Source organism: Leifsonia sp. NPDC058230 (assembly GCF_042882245.1).
Classification (GTDB): Bacteria; Actinomycetota; Actinomycetes; order Actinomycetales; family Microbacteriaceae; genus Leifsonia.
Genome location: NZ_JBHVWM010000001.1, coordinates 202,939 through 224,334, shown reverse-complemented (window position 1 = coordinate 224,334; position 21,396 = coordinate 202,939). Strand labels below are relative to the sequence as shown.

The following is a 21,396-nucleotide window of genomic DNA, read 5'->3' as shown; positions in this document are numbered from 1 at the left end:
ATGAGCCGACTCTCCCTCACCCCCGAGCAGCAGGGCGTGTTCGACGTGATCGAGCACTCCCGCGAGCACGTCTTCGTCACAGGCCGAGCGGGCACGGGAAAGTCCACCCTGCTGAATCACCTCGCGTGGAACACGGAGAAGTCCCTCGTCATCACGGCGCCGACGGGTGTGGCGGCGCTCAATGTGGGCGGTCAGACCATCCACTCGCTGTTCCGCCTGCCGATCGGGGTGATCGCCGACCACGACATCGACCAGAGCGCCGAGCTTCGCAAGCTGCTGAACACCATCGACACCCTGGTGATCGACGAGATCTCGATGGTCAATGCCGACCTGATGGATGCGATGGACCGCAGCCTGCGCCAGGCGCGGCAACGGCCCAAAGAGGTGTTCGGCGGCGTTCAGGTGGTGCTGTTCGGCGATCCGTATCAGCTGGCCCCGGTTCCGGGCGACCCGGAGGAGCGGGCGTACTTCAGCGACACGTACCGGTCGATGTGGTTCTTCGATGCGAAGGTCTGGGAGGAAGCCGACCTTCGGATCGTCGAGTTGCTCGAGGTGCACCGGCAGCACGAATCGGACTTCAAGTACATGCTGAACGCGGTACGGCACGGTCAGGTCACCAAAGAGATCGCCGACCGGCTCAACGAGACCGGGTCCCGCGCAGCGCCGCAAGACGGCACGATCACCCTGGCGACCCGCAACGACACGGTCAACCGCATCAACTCGCAGGCTCTCGGGCGGCTGCCCGGGCGGGCACTCACGGCCAAGGCGGAGGTCAGCGGCGACTTCGGTGGCCGCACCTATCCGGCCGACGAGTCGCTGGAGCTGAAGGTGGGCGCGCAGGTGATGTTCCTGCGCAACGACACCGGTCAGCAAGACGGCCCGCGCTGGGTGAACGGCACGATCGGCACGGTCACGCGAATCGACTCGAACGTGTACGTCGACGTCGACGGCGAGATCCATGAGGTCGAGCCTGCCGTCTGGGAGAAGTTCAAGTACTCGTACTCCCCCGCCACCAAGAAGCTGACGAAGGATGTGGTGGCCGAGTTCACCCAGTTCCCGCTGCGGTTGGCGTGGGCCGTCACCATCCACAAATCGCAGGGCAAGACGTACGACTCGGCGATCGTCGACCTCGGGCACCGTGCGTTCAGCCCGGGACAGACCTACGTGGCGCTCAGCCGCATCACCTCGCTCGAGGGGCTCTACCTGACCCGGCCGCTGCGGCCGAGCGATATCATGGTCGACCCCGACGTCGAGCGGTTCATGCGCTCGCGGCGCGAGTAGGCCGGCCGACGCCGAAAGGCATCGATGGGAGAAGAACATGGCGGAGACGTTCATCCTCGACTTCAGTGACGGTCAGCGCGTTGAGACGCGCGGGAACGGCGTGATCGGGCGCATCCCGTCGGTTCACGTGCCTGGAACCGAGATGGACGACCCCGACCATGTCGAGCTGATCGCGGTCGCCGACGACACCAAGTCGGTGTCACGGGCGCATTTGGCGTTCGGCCAGTACGAGGGCGTCTTCTGGGTGATGGATCTGGGGAGCGCCAACGGTACGACCATCGTCTACCCCGGCGACGGCGCGTACTCGTGCGATCCGAATACGCGGCATGAGGTCGATCCGGGGTCAGTGGTGCGGTTCGGGCGCGAATCCTTCGCGCTCAGCCGCCGGTAGGTCGCGCGGGCTAGGCGGCAGCCTTGGCCAGGGCGAGATCGTCGAAGAGCTCCGTGTTGAATCGGTAGGCGAGGATGACCTCGTCGATGACCCGCTCCCGCTCCGCGTCGTCCCAGTCGACCGCGTCGAGCTGGGCGCGGTACACGTCTTTGAACTCGCGGGGCTTGGCGATCTCGGCGAAGAGGTAGAACCCGACACCGTTGGTCTCGAAGCCGAACTGGCGTTGCATCAGGGTGCGGATGATCTGGCCGCCGGAGAGGTCGCCGAGGTAGCGGGTGTAGTGGTGGGCGATGAAGCCGCCGCACCAGGTGCCGCCGACCTCGTGGATGCGGTCGACGTAGCGCACGGTGGTCGGCAGCGGGGTGATGCGGTCGCGCCAGTCCGGTCCGAGCAGGAACTCGAGGTCGGCGACGATGGCGGGAAGGCGGGTCAGCTTCGGAGTGATGAAGGTCGCGGCGACGGCGTCGTCGCGGAGCTCGGCCGCGGCCGCTTCGAGCGCCTCGTAGATGAAGTAGTGCTGGGCCACGAGGGCGATGTAGTCGTCGCGGGTGCCTTTGCCGCTCATCAGGTCTTGCATGAAACCGGCGCCCTCGCTCGACCCGTGATCAGTGCGCGTGCGCTCGCGGAGCGCCTGGGAGAAGGGGATCACGTCAGCCACGGTGCTCCTGAGTTCGGGGAGGTAAGGCAAGCCTAACTACGACTCTCAGCTTAGGGCAGCGACAGGCGAATGCGAACCCCCGAATGGGAGTCGCATCGCACACTCCCATCCGATGCTCAGTGGCCGCCGTGCTCCAGGTGCACCGTGACCGCGCCGATCCCCGCATCCGTCACCGAGAGGGCAGGGACGGTCACACCGCAGACCGCCACGGCGCTGAGAGCGAGCGAGGCGAGGAATCGTGCGGCGCCGGTGTTCTGCGCGGCCGGGCGACCGCGGCGCAGCACAACCGCGATCGTGAGGGCGACAGCGAGGTCGAGGGCAGACGCGACAGCCAAGGGCAGGGGAGGCAGGGCGAGGATCGTGCCCGCCTCGGAGGTCGCGCCGACCGTGGCGACTGCGGCCCAGGCGGCCACGGGAACGAGTGCGAGGTAGAGGGACGCTCGCACTGCGGGAGGCCGGTCGCGAGCGAGGGTCACGACGGCCCAGCCCAGCTCCGCGGCCCCGATCGCCACGAGGACGATCAGGGCCGGGAGAGGTGCGCTCGCCGCGAGAGCTGCGTGCAGCAGTCCCGCGCCGAGCGCTGCCACGGCCAGCCAGGCCCGCACGGCTGGAGCGACGGTCAGGGTCGTCGGCAACGACCCGGATCGACGTCTCTCAGCCGGCTTGTCGGGCGCCCCCAGCGATGTCCCCATCATCATGCTGTCCACCTTCGGGCAGGCCGTGGCGGTCGTCAGGCGACGGCCGAGTTGGCGCGGACGGTCTTGTCCGCGGCGAGGCCGACACCGAGCAGCACGATGGCGCTCACGAGGTGCAGGAAGTGGTCGGGGGTGTTGAGGGCGAGGATGTTCGCCCCGGTCCCGACCAGGAAGAAGCCGATGATGCCGAGCAGCAGATACACGGCGCCGACGGTCGTGTTCGCGGCCTTGGCCGCCCCGACCCTGGTGAGCCCGGCGATGAGCAGCACAGCGCCGATCAGCAGGTGCGCGATGTTGTGCAGCGGGTTGACTTCGAAGATGCCGAGCAGCAATCCGCCGCTGGTGGCGACGAAGCCGACGCCGCTGGTGACTGCGAAGCCGAGCAGGCCGACGAGTATGTAGACGGCGCCGAAAACTGTGGCGACCAAGCGATTCGGTGAGTTGCGCATGTTCGTTCCCTCCTAGTGGACGAGCACGACGACCGTCGTGTTCATCTGCTAGTTCGGAGGGTGGCCCCGACCGGATTGGATCGCGAGCCCGTTGCGGTTCCGCCTAGTCTGTGCGTGGTTCGATGCCGAGCTGCCTGCACGCATCCCGGTAGAGGAATACGACGGCCTTCCGGATGTCGGCGCGCTCGGCGACGGGGACGGTCCACGGGATGCGCAGCTCGGCGTCCTCGTCGCCCACGCGAACCGACCAGACGCCCGCATTCTCGTCGAGAGCGATCATCGTCGCCGCGGAGGCCTCCGGGGCGCCGTTCGCACGCGCGATGATCAGGTTGTCGTCGCGATGGTCGCCGTTCATGTGGCGGAGCACCGCGTTCACCACGTCTGGATCGAAAGTCGGCATACGCCGATGCTACGGATAGAATCCGTGTTACGAGCAATCGACCATCGGGGGGTGGCACATGCGCCGACCGGCGAGTGGGACCCGACGGATCACCGTCGTCGCTCTGGCGAGCATCGTCGCGATCCTGCTCGCCGCCTGCACGCCGTACGGCAGCTCGGGTCCTCAGCTCCCGACGCAGGTGCAGGGCGGATTCACCAGCGAGGTGCAGACCAAGCTCGACGCGGCGATGACGGATGCGATGAAGCTGTCAGGCGCATCCGGTGCTGTCGTCGGAGTGTGGGCGCCGTGGGCGGGCAGCTGGGTCTCCGGGCTGGGCCGCACGACGGCCAAGGGCTCGGTCCCCGTCTCGGCCGACATGACGTTCCGCATCGCGGAGAACACGATGCCGATGACCTGCACCGTGCTGCTCGCGCTCGTGGACGAGGGCAAGGTGAAGCTCGACGATCAGGTCTCCAAGTACCTCCCCGGTTTCGTCGGCGTCGACGGGGTGACCCTCCGGGAGTTGTGCCAGAACACCTCGGGCATCGGGGACTACGTCGGTTCCCTGAACACCCAGTTCGTGAACAATCCGACCCGCCAGTGGCCGGAGCTCGAGCTCGTGAGCGACGGGATCGCGGCGGCCCCGTTCGGACGGCCGGGTGAGAAGTTCGGACTCTCGGCGACCAATTTCGTGCTGCTGGGCATGGCGCTGGAGAACGCGACGGGGTCGGGCTGGCAGGACCTCTACCAGAAGTACATCTTCGGCCGGCTCGGGATGACCTCGAGCTCGCTGCCGTCCTCCGGCGTGCTCGATGTGCCTGGCAAGCATCCCGCCGGATATGCGACGGCGCTCGATGCGGCCGGCGCACCGGTCTGCGGCACCGTGATCGACGTGAGCAGTCTGTCCCCGTCGATGGGGGCGACCGCGTTCGGAGCCGTCTCGAACGTCTCCGATCTGAAGGCCTTCGTGGAGTCGCTCGCCACCGGCTCGCTGCTCAGCGAGAAGTCGGCGAAGGCGCAGACGTCGGGGGTCTCCATCGGTGCGAGCTGGCAGCGGTACGGGCTCGGCGTGACGATGCTCGGCCCGCTGCGCGGGAGCGTGGGTGCGATCCCGGGCTACCTGTCGGCGATGTTCAGCGACCCGAGCTCGGGTCTGACGGTCGTCGTCGCGCTCAACAACTCGACCTCGGGCGAGCCGTTCATCCAGGCGCTCACCCAACGACTGGTCTCGATCGTCGCCAAGGCTCCGGCCGAGCAGAGCGGCGCCAAAGTCGTCACCGGTCTTCCCTGGTCGGAGGAACAGGCCGTCGCCGCCCTCCAGGCGAACACCGTCTGCCCGCCGGCCTGATCGCGGGTACCGACTCCGGATGCGGCGGTCAGGCTCCGGCGAGTGCGGCGAGTTCGGCGCGCACGGGGAAGTCGTCGTCGAGCACGAGCTGCAGGCTGGCGCCGGTGCTGCGGTTCACCAGAACGGGAGCGAGCAGGTTCACCGTGCTGCCCTCGCGCGAGGGGTTGACCACGACGAGGGCGAGCACCTCGTCGGCGCTCGAGACTCCGAGCTCGGCGGCGCTCGCATCCGGGACCTCGGGGGAGTAGCCCGGCAGGTGCAGAGCCGCGTCGATCGCGAAGATGCGGATCTCCGGGCGCTCGGACGACTGGATCGTGTAGAGCCCGGAGGCACCGGCGACCGCCTCGAGGTCGAACTCGCGCAACGGCTCCAGGCCGGGAGGCGGGGTGACGAAGTCGAGAGCGGTCATCGGAGGAAGTCCATCAGGGTCGGCTGCAGGACGCGGGCGGTGACGGCGATCGCGGTCTGGTAGTTCACGTCCTGCGTCTTGAGGTCGAGGATCACCTTGCTGAGGTCGACGTCTTCGATGCTCGACCGCTGCGCCTCGAGCGAGTTGGTGCTGATGGCGATGGTGTCCTTCGCCTTGTCGATGCGGGTCTGTCGCCCACCGATCTCCGCGTGCTCTCCCACGATTGCCTTCATCCGATCGTCGATCTGCCCGAGCCGCGGCCCCACGTTGACGCCCGTGCGCAGGTCGTTCACGGTGTTGTCGATGAGGGCGAAGACCGAGGCCGCGCCGGTGCCGAACGCCGCCGCGCCGTCGGCATCCACCCGCACGGTGGTGTCGGGGCCGATTCTTCGCTCGACTGTACTCCCGGCGACGCCGGTGTAGCTGTAGTCCGGCTGGAAGGCGACGCCGGCATTCGAGTTGCCGGCGAAGACGTTGCGTCCGAGGTAGCTGGTGTTCGCGAGCGAGAGCAGGCTCTTCTTGAGCCCGTCGAGCTCGGTCGCGATCGCCTCCTTGGCCTCGGGGGACATGGCTCCGTCGTTGGCGCCCTGCACGGTCAGGTCGCGAACGCGCCCCATGATGCTCTCGACGGACGACAGGGTGGAGTCGGCGGTGGCGAGCCACGCGTCGCCGCTGTCCACGTTGCGCGAGTACTGCGCGGTGGCGCTCTGGTCGGCGCGGACGCTGAGGGCGCTCGCGGTGGCGGTCGGGTCGTCCGACGGCTTGGTGATCAGCCGCCTGCTGGTGGCCTGATCGTAGAGCACGGCCTGCCGTTGCAGGTTCGCCTGCAGGTTGTGCTGCGCGTTGAGCGCCTGGGTTGCGTTGGTCACGCGAGTGAACACGGTTACCTCCCGACCAATCCGGTGTGGTTGATGAGCACATCGAGGGATTCGTCGACGGCGGTCATGACGCGGGCGGCGCCTTGGTATGCGTGCTGGAACGCCAGCAGGTTCATGTTCTCCTCGTCGAGGTCGACGGAGGAGTTCGACAGCTGCGCGTTGACCGCTCCCGATGAGGCGAGGTCGGCGAGCGCGGACTGCTGCTGCTCGGTCTTGCTGGCCACGCCGATGCGCACGACGAAGTCGGCCCACTGCTTGTCGACCGCGTTCGGGCCGGATCCGAGCTGGGAGATCGCGTCTGCGATGCTGCCCTCGCTGCCGCCGGCACCTGGCGCGCCCGTCGCGACCTCGCCGACCCCGGTGGGGACGACGGAGAGGCCGAGGGCCGCCGGCTGAGCGGGGTCGATGGCGAAGAAGTCCAGGCCGGTCGCGCCGGTCGGGGTCGCGCCGGTGCGGTGCACATCGTTGACGCGCTGGGCGAGGGAGACCGCGAAGGCGTTGTAGCTGGCGGCCGCCTCGGCCAGGACGCCGCCGGTTCCGGTGGCGTCTGCCGGCGCGAGGGTGGAGATCGCTCCGGCGATCGTGCCGCCCTCCATGGCGATGGCCGCACCGGGGCGGTGTGCCCATTCGAGTCGCACGGGATCTCCGGTGGCGTCGCTCATCCGCCGCGCGCCGGCCGCCTGCACCGCGTTGAACGTCGTTCCCGAGACGATCGCGTTGCCGCCGATGAGCACGTCGACCGTGCCGTCGGCAGCGGGGCGCACGACTCCGCCCGAGAGGTTCGCGATCTGGGTCGTGAGAAGGTCTCTGCGGTCCATCAGCTCGTTGGCGGAGCCTCCGGCGAGGAGGGTCGAGCGGATGCGGCCGTTCAGGTCCGCGACCTCGCTCGCCGCATCGTTCAGGTCGTTGACCATGCCGTCGACGTTGGTGCGCAGAGCGGACCACTGGTCGTCGACCGCCCGATAGCCTGCCTGGATCTGCGTGACGAGCGTCGCGGACTGGCCGAGCAGCACGCCGACGGGGGCCGATTCGCCCGCCTGGTTCGACACATCCGCCCACGACGACCAGAACTTCTGCAGCTGCGAGGAGAGACCGTTGGTGCCCGGCTCGTTCAGCGAGTTCTCGAGGGTGGCGAGTGCATCGGCTCGCGCGCCGGAGTAGCCGGACAGGGCCGTGGTGGAGCGGACCCGCGCATCCAGGGCGGCACTGTCGAGTCGCTGGATGCCGTCGACGCTCACGCCCTGGCCGGGCCGCACGCCTCCGGTGAACAGTCCCGCCGAGTTGAGGGCGGGCACGCCCGAGGTCGTCACCCGCTGGCGGGTGTACCCGGCGGTTCCCGCATTCGCGATGTTCTGACCGACGACGTCGAGGCCGGTCTTGGCCGCGACGAGTCCGGTGTACGCGGTGTTGAGGCCGCTGAAGGTGCTCATCCGATCGGTCCTACGCTTCCGTGTCGAAGAACCGGGCCCCGGATGAGCCGGGGCGGTTCTCCCCGCTCGCGCCGTAGATCCCGGGGTCGCCACCGCCGGCGAGGCCGCTGAGCGTCTCCTGCGTCGATCGTGCCGCCTCGCGCAGCAGTCGCTCGTTGGTGTCGCGCACATCGGTGATCTGGGCCGTGAGCTCGGTCATCGCCGTCAGATGCGAGGCGAAGATGTCGGTCCAGATGCCCTCCGGGGCGGCGGCTGCGAGTTCGCGCAGCGAGGAGTCGGGGCTGATCCCCCACTGCTCGGCGAGGGTGGCCACCTCGACGGTGCGGGCGAGCCCGACGGCGCGCATCCGCTCCATCACCTGCTCGACTTCGCGGGTGGCGTGGGAGATCCAGCGCGACTTGCCGGCGGTGAGCAGCAGCTGCTCCTCCTCCAGCTTGAAGAGCAGCAGCTCCAGCAGTTCGCGTTCTTTCCACAGTTGTGCGGACAGCTCGCTCGCGGCCATGTCGCTCCCCACTACCTCGTCAGTCGAAGTGCGCACCTGGTCCCCTCAGTCTCTCGGCGAGCGGACCGCTCGCCGTCGAGTACAACAATCGGCACCATTGGGCTCGATGTTAGGGGCGGCGACCCGGGAAATCCCTGAACTCCGTATCGCTTTTCTCATACGCGCACCTAGCCCGCTTACTGGGGGTAGGGGCAGCCCCGTAGTGGGGGCATGCAATACAAGTATTCGAAGCACCTGGATTGTTACCGTGAACACCGAGAAAGATTCCTAGCACTTGCCCGGCACCCGAACCCTCGCCGGGCAAATCTCAAGCACTGTCCGAGCACCACCCGCGTATCGTCACCCGCGACACGTGAGTGTGCTCGGCGAACTCAGGACTAGGGGTCGCCCGCGTGAACCGCACAGAACGCAACACGCTCGTCGTCGAGAACCTGCCGCTCGTCGGCTATCTGGTCTCCGACCTCTGCGCCCGCGCGACGCACTTTTCGCGCGACGACCTGGCATCCGCCGGGGCCGTGGCGCTCGTGACCGCGGCGAACGCCTACGACCCGACGCTCGGCATCCCCTTCGGCGCCTACGCCCGCACCCGCATCGTCGGTGCCTTCGCCGACGAGATGCGCGCCAGCGACTGGGCCACCCGGTCGGCACGCAAGCGCATCAAGGAGACGATGGCGGTGCAGGAGAGCCTCACCGCCGGACTGGGCCGCACGCCGACGGTCGACGAGATCGCCAACGCTCTGGGCGTCGATCGCGAAACGGCCGTCGCAGCCCTGTCGGACGCATCCCGCACCGTCACCACCCTCGACGAGTTCACCGAGGTCTTCCTCGTGTCGGAGGCCGTCTCCCCCGAGGATGCGCTGCTCGCCGGCGAACAGACCGCCTACGTGCGCGCCGCGGTCGAAGCCCTGCCCGAGCGGATGCGCTCCATCGTGCAGGCGATCTACTTCGACGACCGCACGGTCACCGAGATCGCCGAAGAGCTCGGGATCACCCACTCCGCCGTCTCGCAGCAGCGCTCGGAGGCCATCCGCCTCATGCGCGAGGGCATGGCCACCCACTACGCCGACGAGGGCGACCCCGCGGTCATCGAGGCCAAGACCTCGCAGGCCCGTCGCAGCGCCTACCTCGCCCGGCTCGCACAGCACGCGGTCTCGAACGTGGCCCGGCTGTCGCCGCACCCGACATCGTCTGCTCGAAACGCATCCTGAATCTTCTAACGATCGCTGGAAAGCGGTCGATAGATCACCATGTCGCCCACGGATGGGCGGCGAAGAACCCAATCATGGAGGAAAGCAATCATGGGTATGCAGATCAACACCAACATCGCGGCCAACAACGCCTACCGCAACCTGAACAACACGCAGAACGACCTCTCGAAGTCGCTCGAGAAGCTGTCCAGCGGCCTCCGCATCAACCGTGCGGCGGACGACGCGGCCGGTCTGGCCATCTCGGAGGGCCTGAAGTCGCAGGTCGGTGGCCTCACGGTCGCCTCCCGCAACGCTCAGGACGGCATCAGCGTCGTGCAGACCGCTGAAGGTGCGCTCACCGAGGTGCACTCGATCCTGCAGCGCATGCGCGACCTTGCTGTTCAGGCCGGTAACGACTCGAACAACGCGGACTCGCGCACCGACATCCAGACCGAGGTCACCCAGCTGACGGACGAGCTCACCCGCATCTCGGGCAGCACGAACTTCAACGGAATCAACCTGCTCGACGGCTCCAACGCGACGCTCACCTTCCAGGTGGGTGCCGGCAGCACGGCGGCCAACGACCAGATCGGCGTCGACCTGTCGAGCGCTGACATCTCCGCTGTCGTCAGCGCGCTTCCGGCCGCGGGCTACGCCGACGCCGCCACGGCGCTCACCACGATCGCGACCCTGGACACCCAGATCCAGGCCGTCTCGACCGCGCGCGCCACGCTCGGTGCCGTTCAGAACCGCTTCGAGTCGGCGGTTCGCAGCCTGAACGTCTCGAAGGAGAACCTGTCGGCCGCTTCGTCGCGGATCACCGACACCGACATGGCCGAGGAGATGGTGAAGTACACCCGCTCCAACATCCTGTCGCAGGCAGGCACCGCGATGCTCGCTCAGGCCAACCAGTCCGGCCAGGGCGTTCTGCAGCTGCTCCGCTAGCAGGCTGGCGGCCGGGATGCGCACCCCAAAAGCATCCCGGCCGCCCACCATCGACACGCACCACCGCACTGAGGGAGGGACCACCGCATGGGCATGGCCGTCGACGGACTCATCAGCGGACTCGACACGACGTCGCTGATCAACAGCCTGATGCAGGCGGAAGCGATTCCGCAGACCCTGCTGAAGAACAAGGTCAGCGACTCGACCACCTACATCAGCGCGATGCAGGCTCTCAATACCAAGATCGCCGCACTCGCCGACCTCGCGACGACGACGTCGAAGCCGGCAGGCGTCGACCTGCACACGGCGACCAGCAGCTCCACGAGCGTGGTCGCGACGGCGACGACCGGCGCGACCGACGGCACCCTCGACTTCACGGTCGACAAGCTGGCCCAGGCACAGGTGACCGTGAGCGCCCCGCTCACCCAGTGGCCGGATCAGCCACCCGTGCTCACCTTCGTCGCCGCCGACGGCACCACGACCCAGGTCACCGCCGCCAGTTCGTCGCTCGCCGACGTGGCCGCAGCGATCAACAAGGCGGGCGTCGGCGTCAGCGCCACCCGCGTCTCCGCCGGTCTCGACCCGTCGACCGGCCAGCAGCAGTACCGGCTGCAGCTCAGCTCGACCACGACCGGCGCCGCCGGTTCTTTCACCGCGTACCGCGGAACACCGGCCCAGGTCACGGCCGGCACGGCCACCGACCTCCTGAGTGAGCCGGGCGCCGCGCAGGTGCGGGCGGCCCAGGACGCCCAGGTCACGCTCTGGGCGGGAACGGGCGCCGCCCAGACGGTCACCTCCTCGACCAACACCTTCGCCGACCTCCTTCCGGGCGTCTCGCTGACCGTCAGTGCGGCATCCAGCGCCCCGGTCACCCTCACGGTCGCACGAAGCGACAGCGCGATCTCGGATGTGGCGAACTCCCTCGTCAGCGGCCTGAACGACATCTTCACGTACATCAACCAGAAGAACGCCGTGACCACGTCGACCGACACGGCCGGCGGCACCGTGGTCAGCTCCGGACCCTTCACGGGCGACTCGACCGTTCGCGACGCGACGCAGAAGCTCGCGTCGGCGGTCTCGACACCGATCAACGGTCTCTCGCCATCGACCTACGGCATCAGCATGACCAGCGACGGCCAGATCACCTTCGACAAGGACAAGTTCGCGGCGGCACTCGCGGCCGACCCCGAGAAGGCCAAGGCGGCGCTTCAGACGGTCGCCTCGCGGGTCGCAGACGCAGCCAACGTGGTCAGCGACAAGTACGACGGCACCATCACCAGCAAGATCGCCGGCGAGCAGTCGACGGTCAAGGGCCTCAACAACCAGATCACCGACTGGGACACCCGCCTGGCTGACCGCCGTTCGACGCTCGAGAAGACGTACGCCAACCTCGAGGTGCAGCTCCAGCAGCTTCAGTCGCAGTCGTCCTGGCTGACCGGGCAGCTCGCCGGCCTCTCGACGAGTTCGTCATGACCCTCATGAACGGCGCCGTCGCGAAGCTCTCGGCGTACAACCGCGACGCCGTGCTCTCGGCCTCGCCCGTGCGCCTGCTCACCATGCTCTACGACCGCCTGGTGCTCGACCTCTCGCGTGCCGAGACCGGGCTCAGCGAGCAGGACTGGGCGGTCGCAGCCGAGAATCTGCGTCACGCCGACCGGATCGTCGACGAGCTCTCGTCCTCGCTCAGGCTCGACGCGTGGGACGGCGCCGACGGTCTGCTGCAGCTCTACATCTATGTGTCGGGGCTCATCGTCACCGGCAACATCGATCGTGACGTCGACAAGGTGCGCGAAGCCCGCATCCTGATCGAGCCGCTCTGCGAGACCTGGCACGAGGCCGCGGCGCTCCTGCCGGCCGCCGGCTCACGCGGCGCGTACGCGATGTCGGGTTCACCGAGCGGGGAGGCCCGTGATCTTGGAATCGCGTGAACTGTGGGCGGAGGACGCCGACACCGACGTCGTTCGCGACTGGCATGACGCCCTCGGCCGGGTCGAGCTCGACCTGCAGCGTGCGGTCGCCCAGATCGACCCCGTGCCGTGGCGTCCGCCGATCGCGCTCGGGCCGATTCCGCCGGAGCTGGTGGAGCGTGCGGCTCGGCTGCTGGAGGCTCAGTTGCACACGATCCGCTACCTCGAGGATGTGCGGCAGACCACTGCGAAGCACCTCGCCGCCGTGCGCTCGGTGCCGCCGGCGGAGCCCGGTGCGCATCCGGTCTACTTCGACTTGATCGGCTGAGTTCTCCTCACCCGCTCCACCTGTGGATAACGCTGTGCACAAGCGGTGGATGAGCGATGCAAATGTGTGGAGGACACGCGCGGGATGTCCGGATGCGGACGGGCGTGTCGGTAAGGAAACCCGCTCTCATCAGCGGTTCTACGGCGCCAACGCGACATTCGAAGCTTTCTTCGAAATGACAGCGGTGTAATTCACCAGGTGTAAGAAGCTGTGGATGAAACTGTGGGGAAGACCCCGCACTGTGAGCCGCGAGCACGCGCAGTACATCCCCGCCACAGAGGGATTTCGGCCGACCCCTAACCATCGCGGCGACGGTGCCGATAGCAGTCAATGAGCACGGATCGCTCGCCGAACTGGCCATGGATGGGCCGAAGCCAATTGACGACTTCCGATGAGGTGTCCACGTGCTCGAATCCGTGACCAGCGCGGCGCTCGCCAGCGCCCTCGACGGGCTCGCCGCCCGCCAGCGCGCGATCGCCAACAACATCGCCAACGTCAACACCCCCGGCTACACGGCCGAACGGGTGTCGTTCGAGGATGCCCTCGCACGGTCGGTCGCAGACGGCGACGGCCATGCTTCCGCCACCACGGCACGCTCACTCGAGCCGACCCGTCTCGATGGCAACAACGTGAACCTCGACACCGAGACCCTGTCCAATGTGGACACCGTGCTGCGCTTCCAGTTCGCCTCGCAGGCGGCCGGCGGCGAGTTCACGGCGATCCGCGCGGCCCTGAGGACGAACTGATGACCTTCGACGCGATCGGCATCGCCGGCACGGGCCTGACCCTGCACCGCAAGTGGCTCGACGCCATCTCCGACAACCTGGCCAACATCAACACGGCCAAGCCCACCGACGGCGCCGCCTTTCAGGCGCGATACATCGTCGCCCAGGAGGGGGAGGGCGTGACCGGCGCCTACGTGGCCGGAGCCGCATACGGCAGCGCCGAGGGCCGCATGGTCTATGAGCCCGACAATCCCGTCGCCGACGAGAAAGGGTATGTGCGGTATCCCGACATCGACCTCTCGTCGCAGATGGGTGCGCTCATCATGGCCCAGCGCGGCTATCAGGCGAACGCGGCGGTCGTCGACCGCGCCAAAGAGACCTACCAGGCAGCCCTCGAGATCGGACGCAGCTGATGCCCATTCCCGCCATCGGAGCAGTCGGCGCCGTCGACACCACCGGCGCCCTCTCGGCCGCCTCGGGTGCCACGGCGACCGGGGGAGCCTCGTTCGGCGACGCCCTCACCGGCGCCGTCGACAACCTGCAGCAGTTGCAGTCGACCTCCAATGAACTCGCCATCCAGGCGGTCACCGGCAATCTCGACGACATTCACAACGCCACCCTGGCGTCGTCGCGCGCCCAGGTCACCCTCGAGCTCGTCGCCGGCGTTCGCAACAAGGCCGTCGACGCGTTCAACGAGATCATGAGGATGCAGGCCTGATGCCTCAGCAGGTCACGAGCTTCTTCCGGCGGATCGGCGAGACGATCCGCGGGTTCTCGTTCGCGCAGCGCACGATCGCCATCATCGGCGTCGCCGTCGTCGCGCTCGGGATCACGGGACTGACGATGTGGGCGGCCCAGCCCTCGTACACCCCGCTCTTCTCCGGCCTGCAGGCGACGGATGCGTCGAGCATCGTCGACCAGCTCAAGACCGACGGCGTCTCGTACCAGCTCGCCGACGGCGGGGCCACGATCCTTGTTCCGCAGGAGAAGGTCTACGACGAGCGGCTCAAGGCGGCATCCGCCGGGCTCCCGTCGTCGAGCACGGGCGGATACTCGCTGCTCGACAAGATGGGCGTCACCTCGTCGGAGTTCCAGCAGTCGGTCACGTACAAGCGGGCGATGGAGGGCGAGCTCGCGGCGACGATCGGCGCCATGAAGGGCGTGAAGACCGCATCCGTGCGCCTGGCGATCCCCGAGGACACGGTCTTCGTGTCGGAGAAGAAGGACCCGACCGCCTCCGTCTTCGTCGAGACCCAGAACGGTGTGACGCTGAACGACGACCAGGTGCAGGCGATCGTGCACCTCACCAGTGCGGCGATCACGGGCATGCAGCCGACCGACGTCGCGGTGATCGACGCATCCGGAACCGTGCTGAGCGCAGTCGGCACCGGAGCGGTGGGCGGCGCGGACAAGCAGGCCAGCGACTACGAGTCGCGGGTGCGCAACGCGGTGCAGGCGATGCTCGACAAGGTCGTCGGCCCGGGCAATGCCACCGTCGTGGTGGCGGCCGACCTCAGCAAGGAGTCGGCGCAGCGCACCGAGGAGACGTTCTCGACCCCGACCGATGCTCCCTCGCTGAGCGAGACCACCAACAAGGAGACGTACACGGGCACGGGCGGTTCGGCCGCCGGCGTGCTCGGACCGGACAACATCGCCGTGCCGAACGGAACGGACGGGAACGGAACGTTCAACTCGGAGTCGTCGACGAAGGACAACGCGGTCGACAAGGTCACCGAGCAGCGCACGATTCCGGCCGGAGCGATCAACCGCCAGACGGTGTCGGTGGCGCTGAACAAGGATGCGATGGACGGCGTGAGCGCCACCGAGATCCGCAACCTCGTCAACGCGGCGGCCGGCATCGACGTGAAGCGGGGAGACTCGGTCAGCGTCGAGACGGTCAACTTCTCCCAGGCCAGCGCCACAGAGGCGGAGAAGGCGCTGCAGGCGACGAGGGATGCCGCCGCGGCCGACCAGCTCAGCGGCATCATCCGCACCTCTGTCATTGCAGGCGCCATCGTGGCAGCAGTGATCATCATCTTCGCGCTGTTCCGCCGGGGCCGCAGGCGGTCCGCCGAGCAGGCGGAGCTCGCCGCCGAGACAGACTCCCTGGAGTTCGGCGCGGTTCCGTTCCCGTCGCTCGACCAGGCCGCCCCGACGGTGCCGATGCAGCTCGACCCGGTGCCCGAGGCGCCTGCGCCGGCCGCCGAACTCGAGACCGACCGCCGCCGTGCCGAGATCGAGGCCCTGGCCGAGCGGGATCCGCAGAAGACGGCTGAGTTCCTCCGCAGTCTCATGGAGGATCGGCAGACGGTATGAGCGACCTAAAGACCCCGCTGACCGGCGCCCAGAAGGCGGCGATCGTGCTGATGAACATGGATCAGCAGCGCGCCGCCCAGGTGATGAAGCAGTTCTCGGAGACGGAGGCCGACGAGATCACTGCGGAGATCCTGCGGCTGCGCCGCGTCGATCCCGCGATCGCCGAGAAGGCGATGAGCGAGTTCCACGACATCACGGTGCGCGGCGGCATGACGACCCGCGGCGGTCGCGACATCGCGGTCGGTCTGCTGGAGGCATCCTTCGGCGCGGAGAAGGCCGTCGGCGTGATGAATCGCGTGGCATCGACGATGGCCGGCAAGCAGTTCGAGTTCCTCGACGCGGTGGAGCCCGGCCAGATCCAGATGCTGGTGGCGGGGGAGTTGCCGCAGACGATCGCGCTCATCCTCGCGCACCTGCGAGCCGACCATGCGTCGCGGGTGCTCGCCGGACTCGACGAGGAACTGCGAACCGAGGTCGCCCACGCGATCGCGACGATGGGCAGCGCCAGCCCCGATGCCGTGCGCGTCGTCGCAGACACTCTGAAGCAGCGGGCCAGCGCCGTCGTCTCGTCGCGGGAGACGGATGTGGTCGGCGGCGTGCAGCCGCTGGTCGAGATCATCAACCGGGCCGACGCGAGCATGGAGAAGGCGCTGCTCGAAGCACTCGAACGTCGCAACCCGGAACTCGCCGAAGAGGTGCGGTCGCGCATGCTCACGTTCGCCGACATCGTCAAGCTCGAGGCGCGTGACGTGCAGCAGGTGCTGCGGGGGATCGACGCGGCGCTGCTCGCCGTGGCCATGAAGGGCGCGAGCGACCCGGTCACCGAGATCATCAGGAACAACCTGTCGGAGCGCAACCGGGAGATCCTGGACGACGAGATCCGCGTGCTCGGGCCGGTGCGCCTGTCGCAGGTCGAGGATGCGCGGGCCGAGATCGTTCGCGCCATCCGCGATCTCGAGGCCGAGGGAACCATCACTGTTCAGCGCACCGACGAGGACACTTATGTCGACTGACGTCGTGTTCGAGCGGGTGCCGCTCCCCGTTCTCGCCGAGACGGAGCAGTCGCAGGCCGCCTCGGAGACCGCGCGCTCCCGCGGCTTCGCGGCAGGGTACGCCGACGGCCTGCGCGCTGCCGCGCTCGAGCAGGCGGCCTGGGCCGACGCCGCCGAGGCGGAGCGCGTGCTCGAGAGCGAGGCGGCGGCCGTGCGTGTCGCGCACGTCGCCGCGACGCTGCGTACAGCAGCAGTGGACCTGACCGAGTGCACGGTCCCGGTGCTCGCCGAGGCCGAACAGGCTCTGCTCGCGGCCGCGTTCGAACTGGCCGAAGCCGTGATCGGCAGCGCGCAGAGCGACAGGCTGGCCGCCGCCCGAGCGGCGGTCGCCCGAGTGCTCGACAGCGAGGTCGCGGGCGAGGTCGGGGTCGTGAGGCTCAGCCCCGGTGACCTCGAGGTGCTCGCCCCGCTGGTCTCCGACGGCGAAGTGCGCTTCGTCGGAGATCCCGCACTGGCGCCCGGCGACGCGATCGGCGAGCTGCCGGACGGCTGGCTGGATGCGCGCATCCGCACCGCCCTCGACCGAGCCCGCGAGGCCCTCGCATGAACGCCGCGACGACCGGGTCCGCCGAGACGACGTTCGCCGCGCGCGTCGCGGCGGCGTCTGCGGCCGCGCGGCCCGAACGCGTCGGCCGTGTGGCGAGCGTGGTCGGCTTGGGTGCCGAGGTGACCGGGATCGACGCCGCGATGGGCGACCTCGTCACGATCGGAGAGAACCCCGGCGTGCACGCGGAGGTCGTCGCGACGACGCAGGACCGCATCCGGTGCATGCCCTTCGGCCGGCTCACCGGCATCGCGGCGGGCGCGCCCGCACGGGCAGTTCGCACGCCCATGCTGGTTCCGACCGGTCGAGGGATGCTCGGCCGCGTCATCGACGCGCTCGGCCGTCCCGTCGACGGCAAAGGCCCGATCGAGGCGGACACCTTCGTCTCGCTCGACCATCGAGCGCCCGAGGCGATGCGCCGCGCACGAATCGTCACGCCGCTCGGCCTCGGCGTGCGTGTGCTCGACACGATGGTGACCGTCGGCCGCGGGCAACGGCTCGGGCTCTTCGCCGGGTCGGGCGTGGGGAAATCGTCGCTGCTGTCGATGATCGCCCGCGGCACGGAGGCGGAGGTCTCGGTGATCGCGCTGGTGGGGGAGCGCGGGCGCGAAGTGCGCGAGTTCCTCGAGGACGACCTCGGACCCGAGGGCCTCGCGCGCTCGATCGTCGTGGTTGCGACCTCCGACGAGCCGGCGATCATGCGGCTGCGTGCGGCCTTCGTCGCAACCCGGATCGCCGAGTCGTTCCGCGATCAGGGCGCTCACGCGATGCTGATGATGGACTCCCTCACCCGCGTCGCCATGGCGCAGCGCGAGATCGGTCTCTCGGTCGGGGAGCCTCCGGCCACGCGCGGCTATCCGCCGTCGACGTTCTCCCTCCTCGCACAGCTGCTCGAGCGCGCCGGCACGGGGGTGACCGGGTCGATCACGGGCATGTACACGGTGCTCGTCGACGGCGACGACCACAACGAGCCGATCGCCGACGCCGCCCGGTCCATCCTCGACGGGCACGTGGTGATGGATCGGCGGCTCGCAGTCGTCGGGCACTTCCCCTCGGTCGACGTGCTCGGCTCGATCTCACGGCTGGCCTCGCGGGTGACCACCCCGCACCAGCGCGCTGCGGCGGTGGCCCTGCGCAGCATCCTCGCCGCCAAGATCGCCGCGCAGGACCTGCTCGACGTCGGCGCGTACAAGCCGGGCAGCAATCCGAAGGTGGATGCGGCGGTCGCGCACGAAGACGCCATCAACGCCTTCCTGCGCCAGAATCTCGGCGATCCCGCGAACACGGCGGAAGCCTGGGCCCGCCTGGACGTTCTCGTCGCCAAGCTCGGAGGTGTCTGATGGCTCGAGCCTTTCCGCTGGCCGGACTGCTGCGGTTGCGCCAGATCGAGAAGGACCACGCGGCGAGCGACCTGGCCGCCGCCAATGCGCTGCGCCGCGATGTCGGCGAACGGCAGGCGCGCGCGATCGCGGCGCTGCACAATGTCTCGCTCGAGGCCACCGACGCGAGCTCGCTGTTCGCGGTCGCCGCGGCACGTGCATCCAGTCGCAGCATGCTGGCCGACCTGGCTGCATTGACGGAGCGCGCCGAGAGCGAAGCCGAGCAGGCTCAGGCAGCGTTCAGCGCCGCGAAGGCGCGAGCCGTCGGCCTGGAGAAGCTCGAGACCCGGCATGTCGCCGGTGTCACCGCCCACGACCTCACCACCGAGCAGGCCGCCATCGACGAGGTCGCCACGGGCGCCTGGGTGCGCGAGCGGGAAGGGAGCGAAGGATGACGATCACGGATGCGCTCAGCCGGATCGCGCAGATCCAGTCGACTCTGGTGCAGCTCGAGAACCCGACCAAGGTCGCCTCGTCGGGCAGTGCGACCTCCTCCGCATCGTCGGCGTCCTCGGCGGACTCGGCGACCGACTTCGCGGATGCGCTCGCCGGAGTCCTCGGCACGTCTGACCCGGGCGCCACGCTCGGCGGCGGAACCGTGACCGGGGCCGACGTGGTCGCCGACGCGAAGAAGTACCTGGGAGTGCCGTACGTGTTCGGCGGCACCACGTCGAGCGGTCTCGACTGCTCGGGACTGGTGCAGCGGGTCTACAAGGACCTCGGGATCGACGTTCCCCGCCTGGTCTCCGGGCAGGCCAAGCTCGGCACCGAGGTGCCGTCCCTCGCTCAGGCGCAGCCCGGTGACCTCATCGTGACGGGCGGCGGGGAGCACATCCTCATCTACGCGGGCGACCACAAGGTGATCCACGCACCGCGCCCGGGCAAGGACGTGCGACTGGTGGAGGCGTACATGGACGACTCGCAGATCGACACCATCCGCCGGGTGGTGCCGCAGGCGTCGACCGCGACCGCGGCTTCGGGAGTCAGCGGAACGGGGTTCTCGACGTCGCAAGCCGCCGCACTGCAGGCGTTGTTCCAGTCGATGCTGTCGGGAGCCTCGCTGTGAGCCCCGTCGTGTCGGCGCCGACCGCGTCCCCGGCGACTCCGGGACCGTCGAGCTCGGGCGCCCGCAAGGCCGGGAGCGCGGATGCGTTCGGCCAGTTTCTCAAGGGGGCGACCGAGTCCACCGGCCCGACGGCGGGCGACAAGCGCAGACCGGCCGTGAAGGATGCGCACCGCGAGTCGGCTCAGCACGAAGCCGCATCCGGTGCCGCGCCCGGTGGGCCTGCGCCCGCGGATGCCGCTCGGCAACAAGACGCGCCCGCGGCAACCTCGAGTGGGACGGATGCGTCTGCGGCGAGCAACCCGACGCCGCCCGCTGCGGCGGGCGGGCAGGCGGTCGCAGACGCTCAGGTGGCTGCTGGCGTCGGTGTCGGTGCGACGACGGCGACCGCGCTCGCCGCATCCCTCATCGAGCCGACCGGCGCTGCCGCGACCTCGCCTGCTGCGGCCGGGCAGGGTTCGCAGGCGACCGCTTCTGCGACCGGCGTCGCCGTGGCCGAGGCGCAACCGCCGGCCGCGACGGCGACCGCTGGTCCCATCCCTAGTGCGGTGCCTGCTCCGCCGGCGAGCCCGGCCGCGACCAGTGCTGCACCGGCGCCGTCCAGTGTCTCCGCGGCTTCGGCTGCTCCGACCGTGCCCTCCGCTTCCTCGCCGGTCGCAGTCGCGGCGGCCGCTGCGCCGGCGACTCCACGGACCGCGGCGACGAGCGCCCCCGCGGCACCGTCCGCCGAGCCCACCGACGGCGGTTCGTCACCGCTCGCTGCGTCGACCGGACGTTCGGCGTCGGCGGGTGTGACGGCGGGAAGCGCGTCGGGCGGGCAGGATGCCGGCCAGAGTTCGAAAGGCGGAGGCGAGAGCCGCGCCGCGTCCGTGGTGCCGGCCGTGACGGCTTCGGCACCCTTCGCCGCTGCTTCGGCTGCCGATCCCGCGTCGTCGGCCTCGCGCCCCGAGCCGGCGGTCCCGGCCGCTGCGCCCGCGCCCGCGCCTGCCGCGGTGACCCCGGCATCGACGGTCACGACGCTGCAGCCGGTGGTGCCCGCATCCCCGGCCAGCGCATCCGCAACCGCGACCGCACCGGCGAACGCCGCGCCCGACCTGCCCGCACAGCTCGCGCGCCCCGTGTTCACGCTCGCATCGTCCGGCCGTGGTGAGCACGTGATGACCGTGCACATCACGCCGGAGGCGCTCGGGCCGGTGACGGTTCGCGCGCACGTCGGCGCCGAAGGAGTGCGCGTCGAACTGTTCGCCCCGACGGACGGGGGGAGGGATGCACTGCGCTCGATCCTGCCCGACCTCCGGCGCGACCTGTCCGGCGCCGGCCTCAGCGCGTCGCTCGACCTCTCCTCGCAGAACCAGCCGTCGCCCAACGGCGACGAGCGCCCAGCCTGGCTGTCGAACGGCCAGCAGAACGCGAGCGGGGACCGTTCCGGGAGCGCGCCGCGCGCATCCGCCGACCCCGACCATACCCAGCCGCGCGCACCGCGCCCGGGTGAACCCGTCCACACCATCGACCTCGTCGTCTAGGCGACAG

Annotated in this window: 26 protein-coding genes; 18 read left to right on the top strand and 8 right to left on the bottom strand. The window is 69.2% G+C overall.

The features are described from left to right. Both ACFVV0_RS01200 and ACFVV0_RS01195 read left to right on the top strand, forming a co-directional pair. Nucleotides 1-1,281: an ATP-dependent RecD-like DNA helicase gene (locus ACFVV0_RS01200; RefSeq protein ID WP_387057244.1), complete on the top strand. Its 1,281-nt coding sequence runs from the start codon at nt 1-3 to the stop codon at nt 1,279-1,281. A 37-nt stretch (nt 1,282-1,318) separates the two neighbouring features. Then, nucleotides 1,319-1,672, top strand: a complete 354-nt coding sequence (locus tag ACFVV0_RS01195) for an FHA domain-containing protein (protein ID WP_387057242.1) — start codon at nt 1,319-1,321, stop codon at nt 1,670-1,672. 10 nt (nt 1,673-1,682) lie between these two features. Here the strand turns inward: ACFVV0_RS01195 and ACFVV0_RS01190 are convergent, their stop codons facing one another. From ACFVV0_RS01190 to ACFVV0_RS01175, 4 genes are all read right to left on the bottom strand, one after another. Continuing rightward, entirely contained in the window at nt 1,683-2,330 is a 648-nt protein-coding gene (locus ACFVV0_RS01190; RefSeq protein WP_387057240.1) for a heme oxygenase (biliverdin-producing), read from the bottom strand. Between the two features lie 116 nt (nt 2,331-2,446). Then, nucleotides 2,447-3,028, bottom strand: coding sequence for a hypothetical protein (locus ACFVV0_RS01185; protein WP_387057238.1), 582 nt, complete (start codon nt 3,026-3,028; stop codon nt 2,447-2,449). Nucleotides 3,029-3,060: 32 nt separating this feature from the next. Continuing rightward, nucleotides 3,061-3,474, bottom strand: coding sequence for a DUF4383 domain-containing protein (locus ACFVV0_RS01180; RefSeq protein WP_387057236.1), 414 nt, complete (start codon nt 3,472-3,474; stop codon nt 3,061-3,063). Nucleotides 3,475-3,577: 103 nt separating this feature from the next. Next, entirely contained in the window at nt 3,578-3,874 is a 297-nt protein-coding gene (locus ACFVV0_RS01175) for a DUF2470 domain-containing protein (protein ID WP_387057234.1), read from the bottom strand. A 58-nt stretch (nt 3,875-3,932) separates the two neighbouring features. On the opposite strand from ACFVV0_RS01175, the gene ACFVV0_RS01170 reads away from it, so the two are divergent. Continuing rightward, complete coding sequence (locus ACFVV0_RS01170) at nt 3,933-5,201, top strand: serine hydrolase domain-containing protein (protein WP_387057232.1); 1,269 nt, start codon at nt 3,933-3,935, stop codon at nt 5,199-5,201. Nucleotides 5,202-5,229: 28 nt separating this feature from the next. On the opposite strand, the gene ACFVV0_RS01165 is transcribed toward ACFVV0_RS01170, so the two are convergent. The 4 genes from ACFVV0_RS01165 to flgN are packed head-to-tail and all read right to left on the bottom strand — an operon-like array spanning nt 5,230 to nt 8,420. Then, the gene (locus ACFVV0_RS01165) at nt 5,230-5,610 is read right to left on the bottom strand and encodes a flagellar assembly protein FliW (protein ID WP_387057230.1); all 381 of its coding nucleotides are present in this window, start codon (nt 5,608-5,610) and stop codon (nt 5,230-5,232) included. Next, entirely contained in the window at nt 5,607-6,479 is an 873-nt protein-coding gene (flgL, locus tag ACFVV0_RS01160) for a flagellar hook-associated protein FlgL (protein WP_387057228.1), read from the bottom strand. Before flgL ends, ACFVV0_RS01165 begins: the two co-directional genes overlap by 4 nt. 14 nt (nt 6,480-6,493) lie before the next feature. Further along, nucleotides 6,494-7,918 carry a flagellar hook-associated protein FlgK gene (gene flgK / locus ACFVV0_RS01155; RefSeq protein WP_387057226.1) on the bottom strand — a complete coding sequence of 475 codons (1,425 nt, stop codon included), beginning with the start codon at nt 7,916-7,918 and terminating at the stop codon, nt 6,494-6,496. A 10-nt stretch (nt 7,919-7,928) separates the two neighbouring features. Beyond that, entirely contained in the window at nt 7,929-8,420 is a 492-nt protein-coding gene (gene flgN, locus ACFVV0_RS01150) for a flagellar export chaperone FlgN (RefSeq protein WP_387059404.1), read from the bottom strand. Nucleotides 8,421-8,812: 392 nt separating this feature from the next. Between flgN and ACFVV0_RS01145 the strand changes: the two genes are divergently transcribed. The 15 genes from ACFVV0_RS01145 to ACFVV0_RS01075 all read left to right on the top strand — a co-directional run bounded on the left by ACFVV0_RS01145 (nt 8,813) and on the right by ACFVV0_RS01075 (nt 21,389). Next, nucleotides 8,813-9,628 carry a sigma-70 family RNA polymerase sigma factor gene (locus tag ACFVV0_RS01145; protein ID WP_387057224.1) on the top strand — a complete coding sequence of 272 codons (816 nt, stop codon included), beginning with the start codon at nt 8,813-8,815 and terminating at the stop codon, nt 9,626-9,628. A gap of 90 nt (nt 9,629-9,718) precedes the next feature. Further along, a complete protein-coding gene (locus tag ACFVV0_RS01140; RefSeq protein WP_387057222.1) occupies nt 9,719-10,552 on the top strand; it encodes a flagellin in 834 nt (277 codons plus the stop codon). An 87-nt stretch (nt 10,553-10,639) separates the two neighbouring features. Further along, complete coding sequence (fliD, locus tag ACFVV0_RS01135; protein WP_387057220.1) at nt 10,640-12,025, top strand: flagellar filament capping protein FliD; 1,386 nt, start codon at nt 10,640-10,642, stop codon at nt 12,023-12,025. Continuing rightward, nucleotides 12,022-12,480 (top strand): flagellar export chaperone FliS, encoded by a 459-nt coding sequence (gene fliS, locus ACFVV0_RS01130; protein ID WP_387057218.1) that lies wholly within the window; start codon nt 12,022-12,024, stop codon nt 12,478-12,480. Before fliD ends, fliS begins: the two co-directional genes overlap by 4 nt. Continuing rightward, complete coding sequence (locus ACFVV0_RS01125; protein WP_387057216.1) at nt 12,461-12,787, top strand: hypothetical protein; 327 nt, start codon at nt 12,461-12,463, stop codon at nt 12,785-12,787. The genes fliS and ACFVV0_RS01125 overlap by 20 nt, the downstream gene beginning before the upstream one ends. A 404-nt stretch (nt 12,788-13,191) precedes the next feature. Then, a complete protein-coding gene (locus tag ACFVV0_RS01120) occupies nt 13,192-13,533 on the top strand; it encodes a flagellar basal body rod protein FlgB (RefSeq protein ID WP_387057214.1) in 342 nt (113 codons plus the stop codon). Further along, entirely contained in the window at nt 13,533-13,925 is a 393-nt protein-coding gene (locus tag ACFVV0_RS01115) for a flagellar basal body rod protein FlgC (RefSeq protein ID WP_387057212.1), read from the top strand. The genes ACFVV0_RS01120 and ACFVV0_RS01115 overlap by 1 nt, the downstream gene beginning before the upstream one ends. Continuing rightward, entirely contained in the window at nt 13,925-14,230 is a 306-nt protein-coding gene (fliE, locus tag ACFVV0_RS01110) for a flagellar hook-basal body complex protein FliE (protein ID WP_387057210.1), read from the top strand. The genes ACFVV0_RS01115 and fliE overlap by 1 nt, the downstream gene beginning before the upstream one ends. Continuing rightward, nucleotides 14,230-15,828 carry a flagellar basal-body MS-ring/collar protein FliF gene (fliF, locus tag ACFVV0_RS01105; protein WP_387057208.1) on the top strand — a complete coding sequence of 533 codons (1,599 nt, stop codon included), beginning with the start codon at nt 14,230-14,232 and terminating at the stop codon, nt 15,826-15,828. Before fliE ends, fliF begins: the two co-directional genes overlap by 1 nt. Continuing rightward, on the top strand, nt 15,825-16,841 hold the full coding sequence (gene fliG / locus ACFVV0_RS01100; protein ID WP_387057206.1) for a flagellar motor switch protein FliG: 1,017 nt from the start codon (nt 15,825-15,827) through the stop codon (nt 16,839-16,841). Before fliF ends, fliG begins: the two co-directional genes overlap by 4 nt. Beyond that, a complete protein-coding gene (locus ACFVV0_RS01095; RefSeq protein WP_387057204.1) occupies nt 16,831-17,427 on the top strand; it encodes a FliH/SctL family protein in 597 nt (198 codons plus the stop codon). The genes fliG and ACFVV0_RS01095 overlap by 11 nt, the downstream gene beginning before the upstream one ends. Beyond that, nucleotides 17,424-18,764 carry a FliI/YscN family ATPase gene (locus ACFVV0_RS01090; RefSeq protein WP_387057202.1) on the top strand — a complete coding sequence of 447 codons (1,341 nt, stop codon included), beginning with the start codon at nt 17,424-17,426 and terminating at the stop codon, nt 18,762-18,764. The genes ACFVV0_RS01095 and ACFVV0_RS01090 overlap by 4 nt, the downstream gene beginning before the upstream one ends. Beyond that, nucleotides 18,764-19,198: a hypothetical protein gene (locus ACFVV0_RS01085; protein WP_387057200.1), complete on the top strand. Its 435-nt coding sequence runs from the start codon at nt 18,764-18,766 to the stop codon at nt 19,196-19,198. The genes ACFVV0_RS01090 and ACFVV0_RS01085 overlap by 1 nt, the downstream gene beginning before the upstream one ends. Next, a complete protein-coding gene (locus ACFVV0_RS01080) occupies nt 19,195-19,869 on the top strand; it encodes a C40 family peptidase (protein ID WP_387057198.1) in 675 nt (224 codons plus the stop codon). Before ACFVV0_RS01085 ends, ACFVV0_RS01080 begins: the two co-directional genes overlap by 4 nt. Beyond that, the gene (locus tag ACFVV0_RS01075; RefSeq protein WP_387057196.1) at nt 19,866-21,389 is read left to right on the top strand and encodes a flagellar hook-length control protein FliK; all 1,524 of its coding nucleotides are present in this window, start codon (nt 19,866-19,868) and stop codon (nt 21,387-21,389) included. The genes ACFVV0_RS01080 and ACFVV0_RS01075 overlap by 4 nt, the downstream gene beginning before the upstream one ends. Nucleotides 21,390-21,396: the final 7 nt, after the last annotated feature.

What these genes read in the sequence shown, in the direction of transcription:
- ACFVV0_RS01200 (WP_387057244.1), top strand. Translation starts at nt 1, where the DNA reads ATGAGCCGACTCTCCCTCACCCCCGAGCAGCAGGGCGTGTTCGACGTG.
- ACFVV0_RS01195 (WP_387057242.1), top strand. Translation starts at nt 1,319, where the DNA reads ATGGCGGAGACGTTCATCCTCGACTTCAGTGACGGTCAGCGCGTTGAG.
- ACFVV0_RS01185 (WP_387057238.1), bottom strand. Translation starts at nt 3,028, where the DNA reads ATGATGATGGGGACATCGCTGGGGGCGCCCGACAAGCCGGCTGAGAGA.
- ACFVV0_RS01180 (WP_387057236.1), bottom strand. Translation starts at nt 3,474, where the DNA reads ATGCGCAACTCACCGAATCGCTTGGTCGCCACAGTTTTCGGCGCCGTC.
- ACFVV0_RS01175 (WP_387057234.1), bottom strand. Translation starts at nt 3,874, where the DNA reads ATGCCGACTTTCGATCCAGACGTGGTGAACGCGGTGCTCCGCCACATG.
- ACFVV0_RS01170 (WP_387057232.1), top strand. Translation starts at nt 3,933, where the DNA reads ATGCGCCGACCGGCGAGTGGGACCCGACGGATCACCGTCGTCGCTCTG.
- ACFVV0_RS01165 (WP_387057230.1), bottom strand. Translation starts at nt 5,610, where the DNA reads ATGACCGCTCTCGACTTCGTCACCCCGCCTCCCGGCCTGGAGCCGTTG.
- flgK (WP_387057226.1), bottom strand. Translation starts at nt 7,918, where the DNA reads ATGAGCACCTTCAGCGGCCTCAACACCGCGTACACCGGACTCGTCGCG.
- flgN (WP_387059404.1), bottom strand. Translation starts at nt 8,420, where the DNA reads ATGGCCGCGAGCGAGCTGTCCGCACAACTGTGGAAAGAACGCGAACTG.
- ACFVV0_RS01140 (WP_387057222.1), top strand. Translation starts at nt 9,719, where the DNA reads ATGGGTATGCAGATCAACACCAACATCGCGGCCAACAACGCCTACCGC.
- fliD (WP_387057220.1), top strand. Translation starts at nt 10,640, where the DNA reads ATGGGCATGGCCGTCGACGGACTCATCAGCGGACTCGACACGACGTCG.
- fliS (WP_387057218.1), top strand. Translation starts at nt 12,022, where the DNA reads ATGACCCTCATGAACGGCGCCGTCGCGAAGCTCTCGGCGTACAACCGC.
- ACFVV0_RS01115 (WP_387057212.1), top strand. Translation starts at nt 13,533, where the DNA reads ATGACCTTCGACGCGATCGGCATCGCCGGCACGGGCCTGACCCTGCAC.
- fliE (WP_387057210.1), top strand. Translation starts at nt 13,925, where the DNA reads ATGCCCATTCCCGCCATCGGAGCAGTCGGCGCCGTCGACACCACCGGC.
- fliF (WP_387057208.1), top strand. Translation starts at nt 14,230, where the DNA reads ATGCCTCAGCAGGTCACGAGCTTCTTCCGGCGGATCGGCGAGACGATC.
- fliG (WP_387057206.1), top strand. Translation starts at nt 15,825, where the DNA reads ATGAGCGACCTAAAGACCCCGCTGACCGGCGCCCAGAAGGCGGCGATC.
- ACFVV0_RS01095 (WP_387057204.1), top strand. Translation starts at nt 16,831, where the DNA reads ATGTCGACTGACGTCGTGTTCGAGCGGGTGCCGCTCCCCGTTCTCGCC.
- ACFVV0_RS01090 (WP_387057202.1), top strand. Translation starts at nt 17,424, where the DNA reads ATGAACGCCGCGACGACCGGGTCCGCCGAGACGACGTTCGCCGCGCGC.
- ACFVV0_RS01085 (WP_387057200.1), top strand. Translation starts at nt 18,764, where the DNA reads ATGGCTCGAGCCTTTCCGCTGGCCGGACTGCTGCGGTTGCGCCAGATC.
- ACFVV0_RS01080 (WP_387057198.1), top strand. Translation starts at nt 19,195, where the DNA reads ATGACGATCACGGATGCGCTCAGCCGGATCGCGCAGATCCAGTCGACT.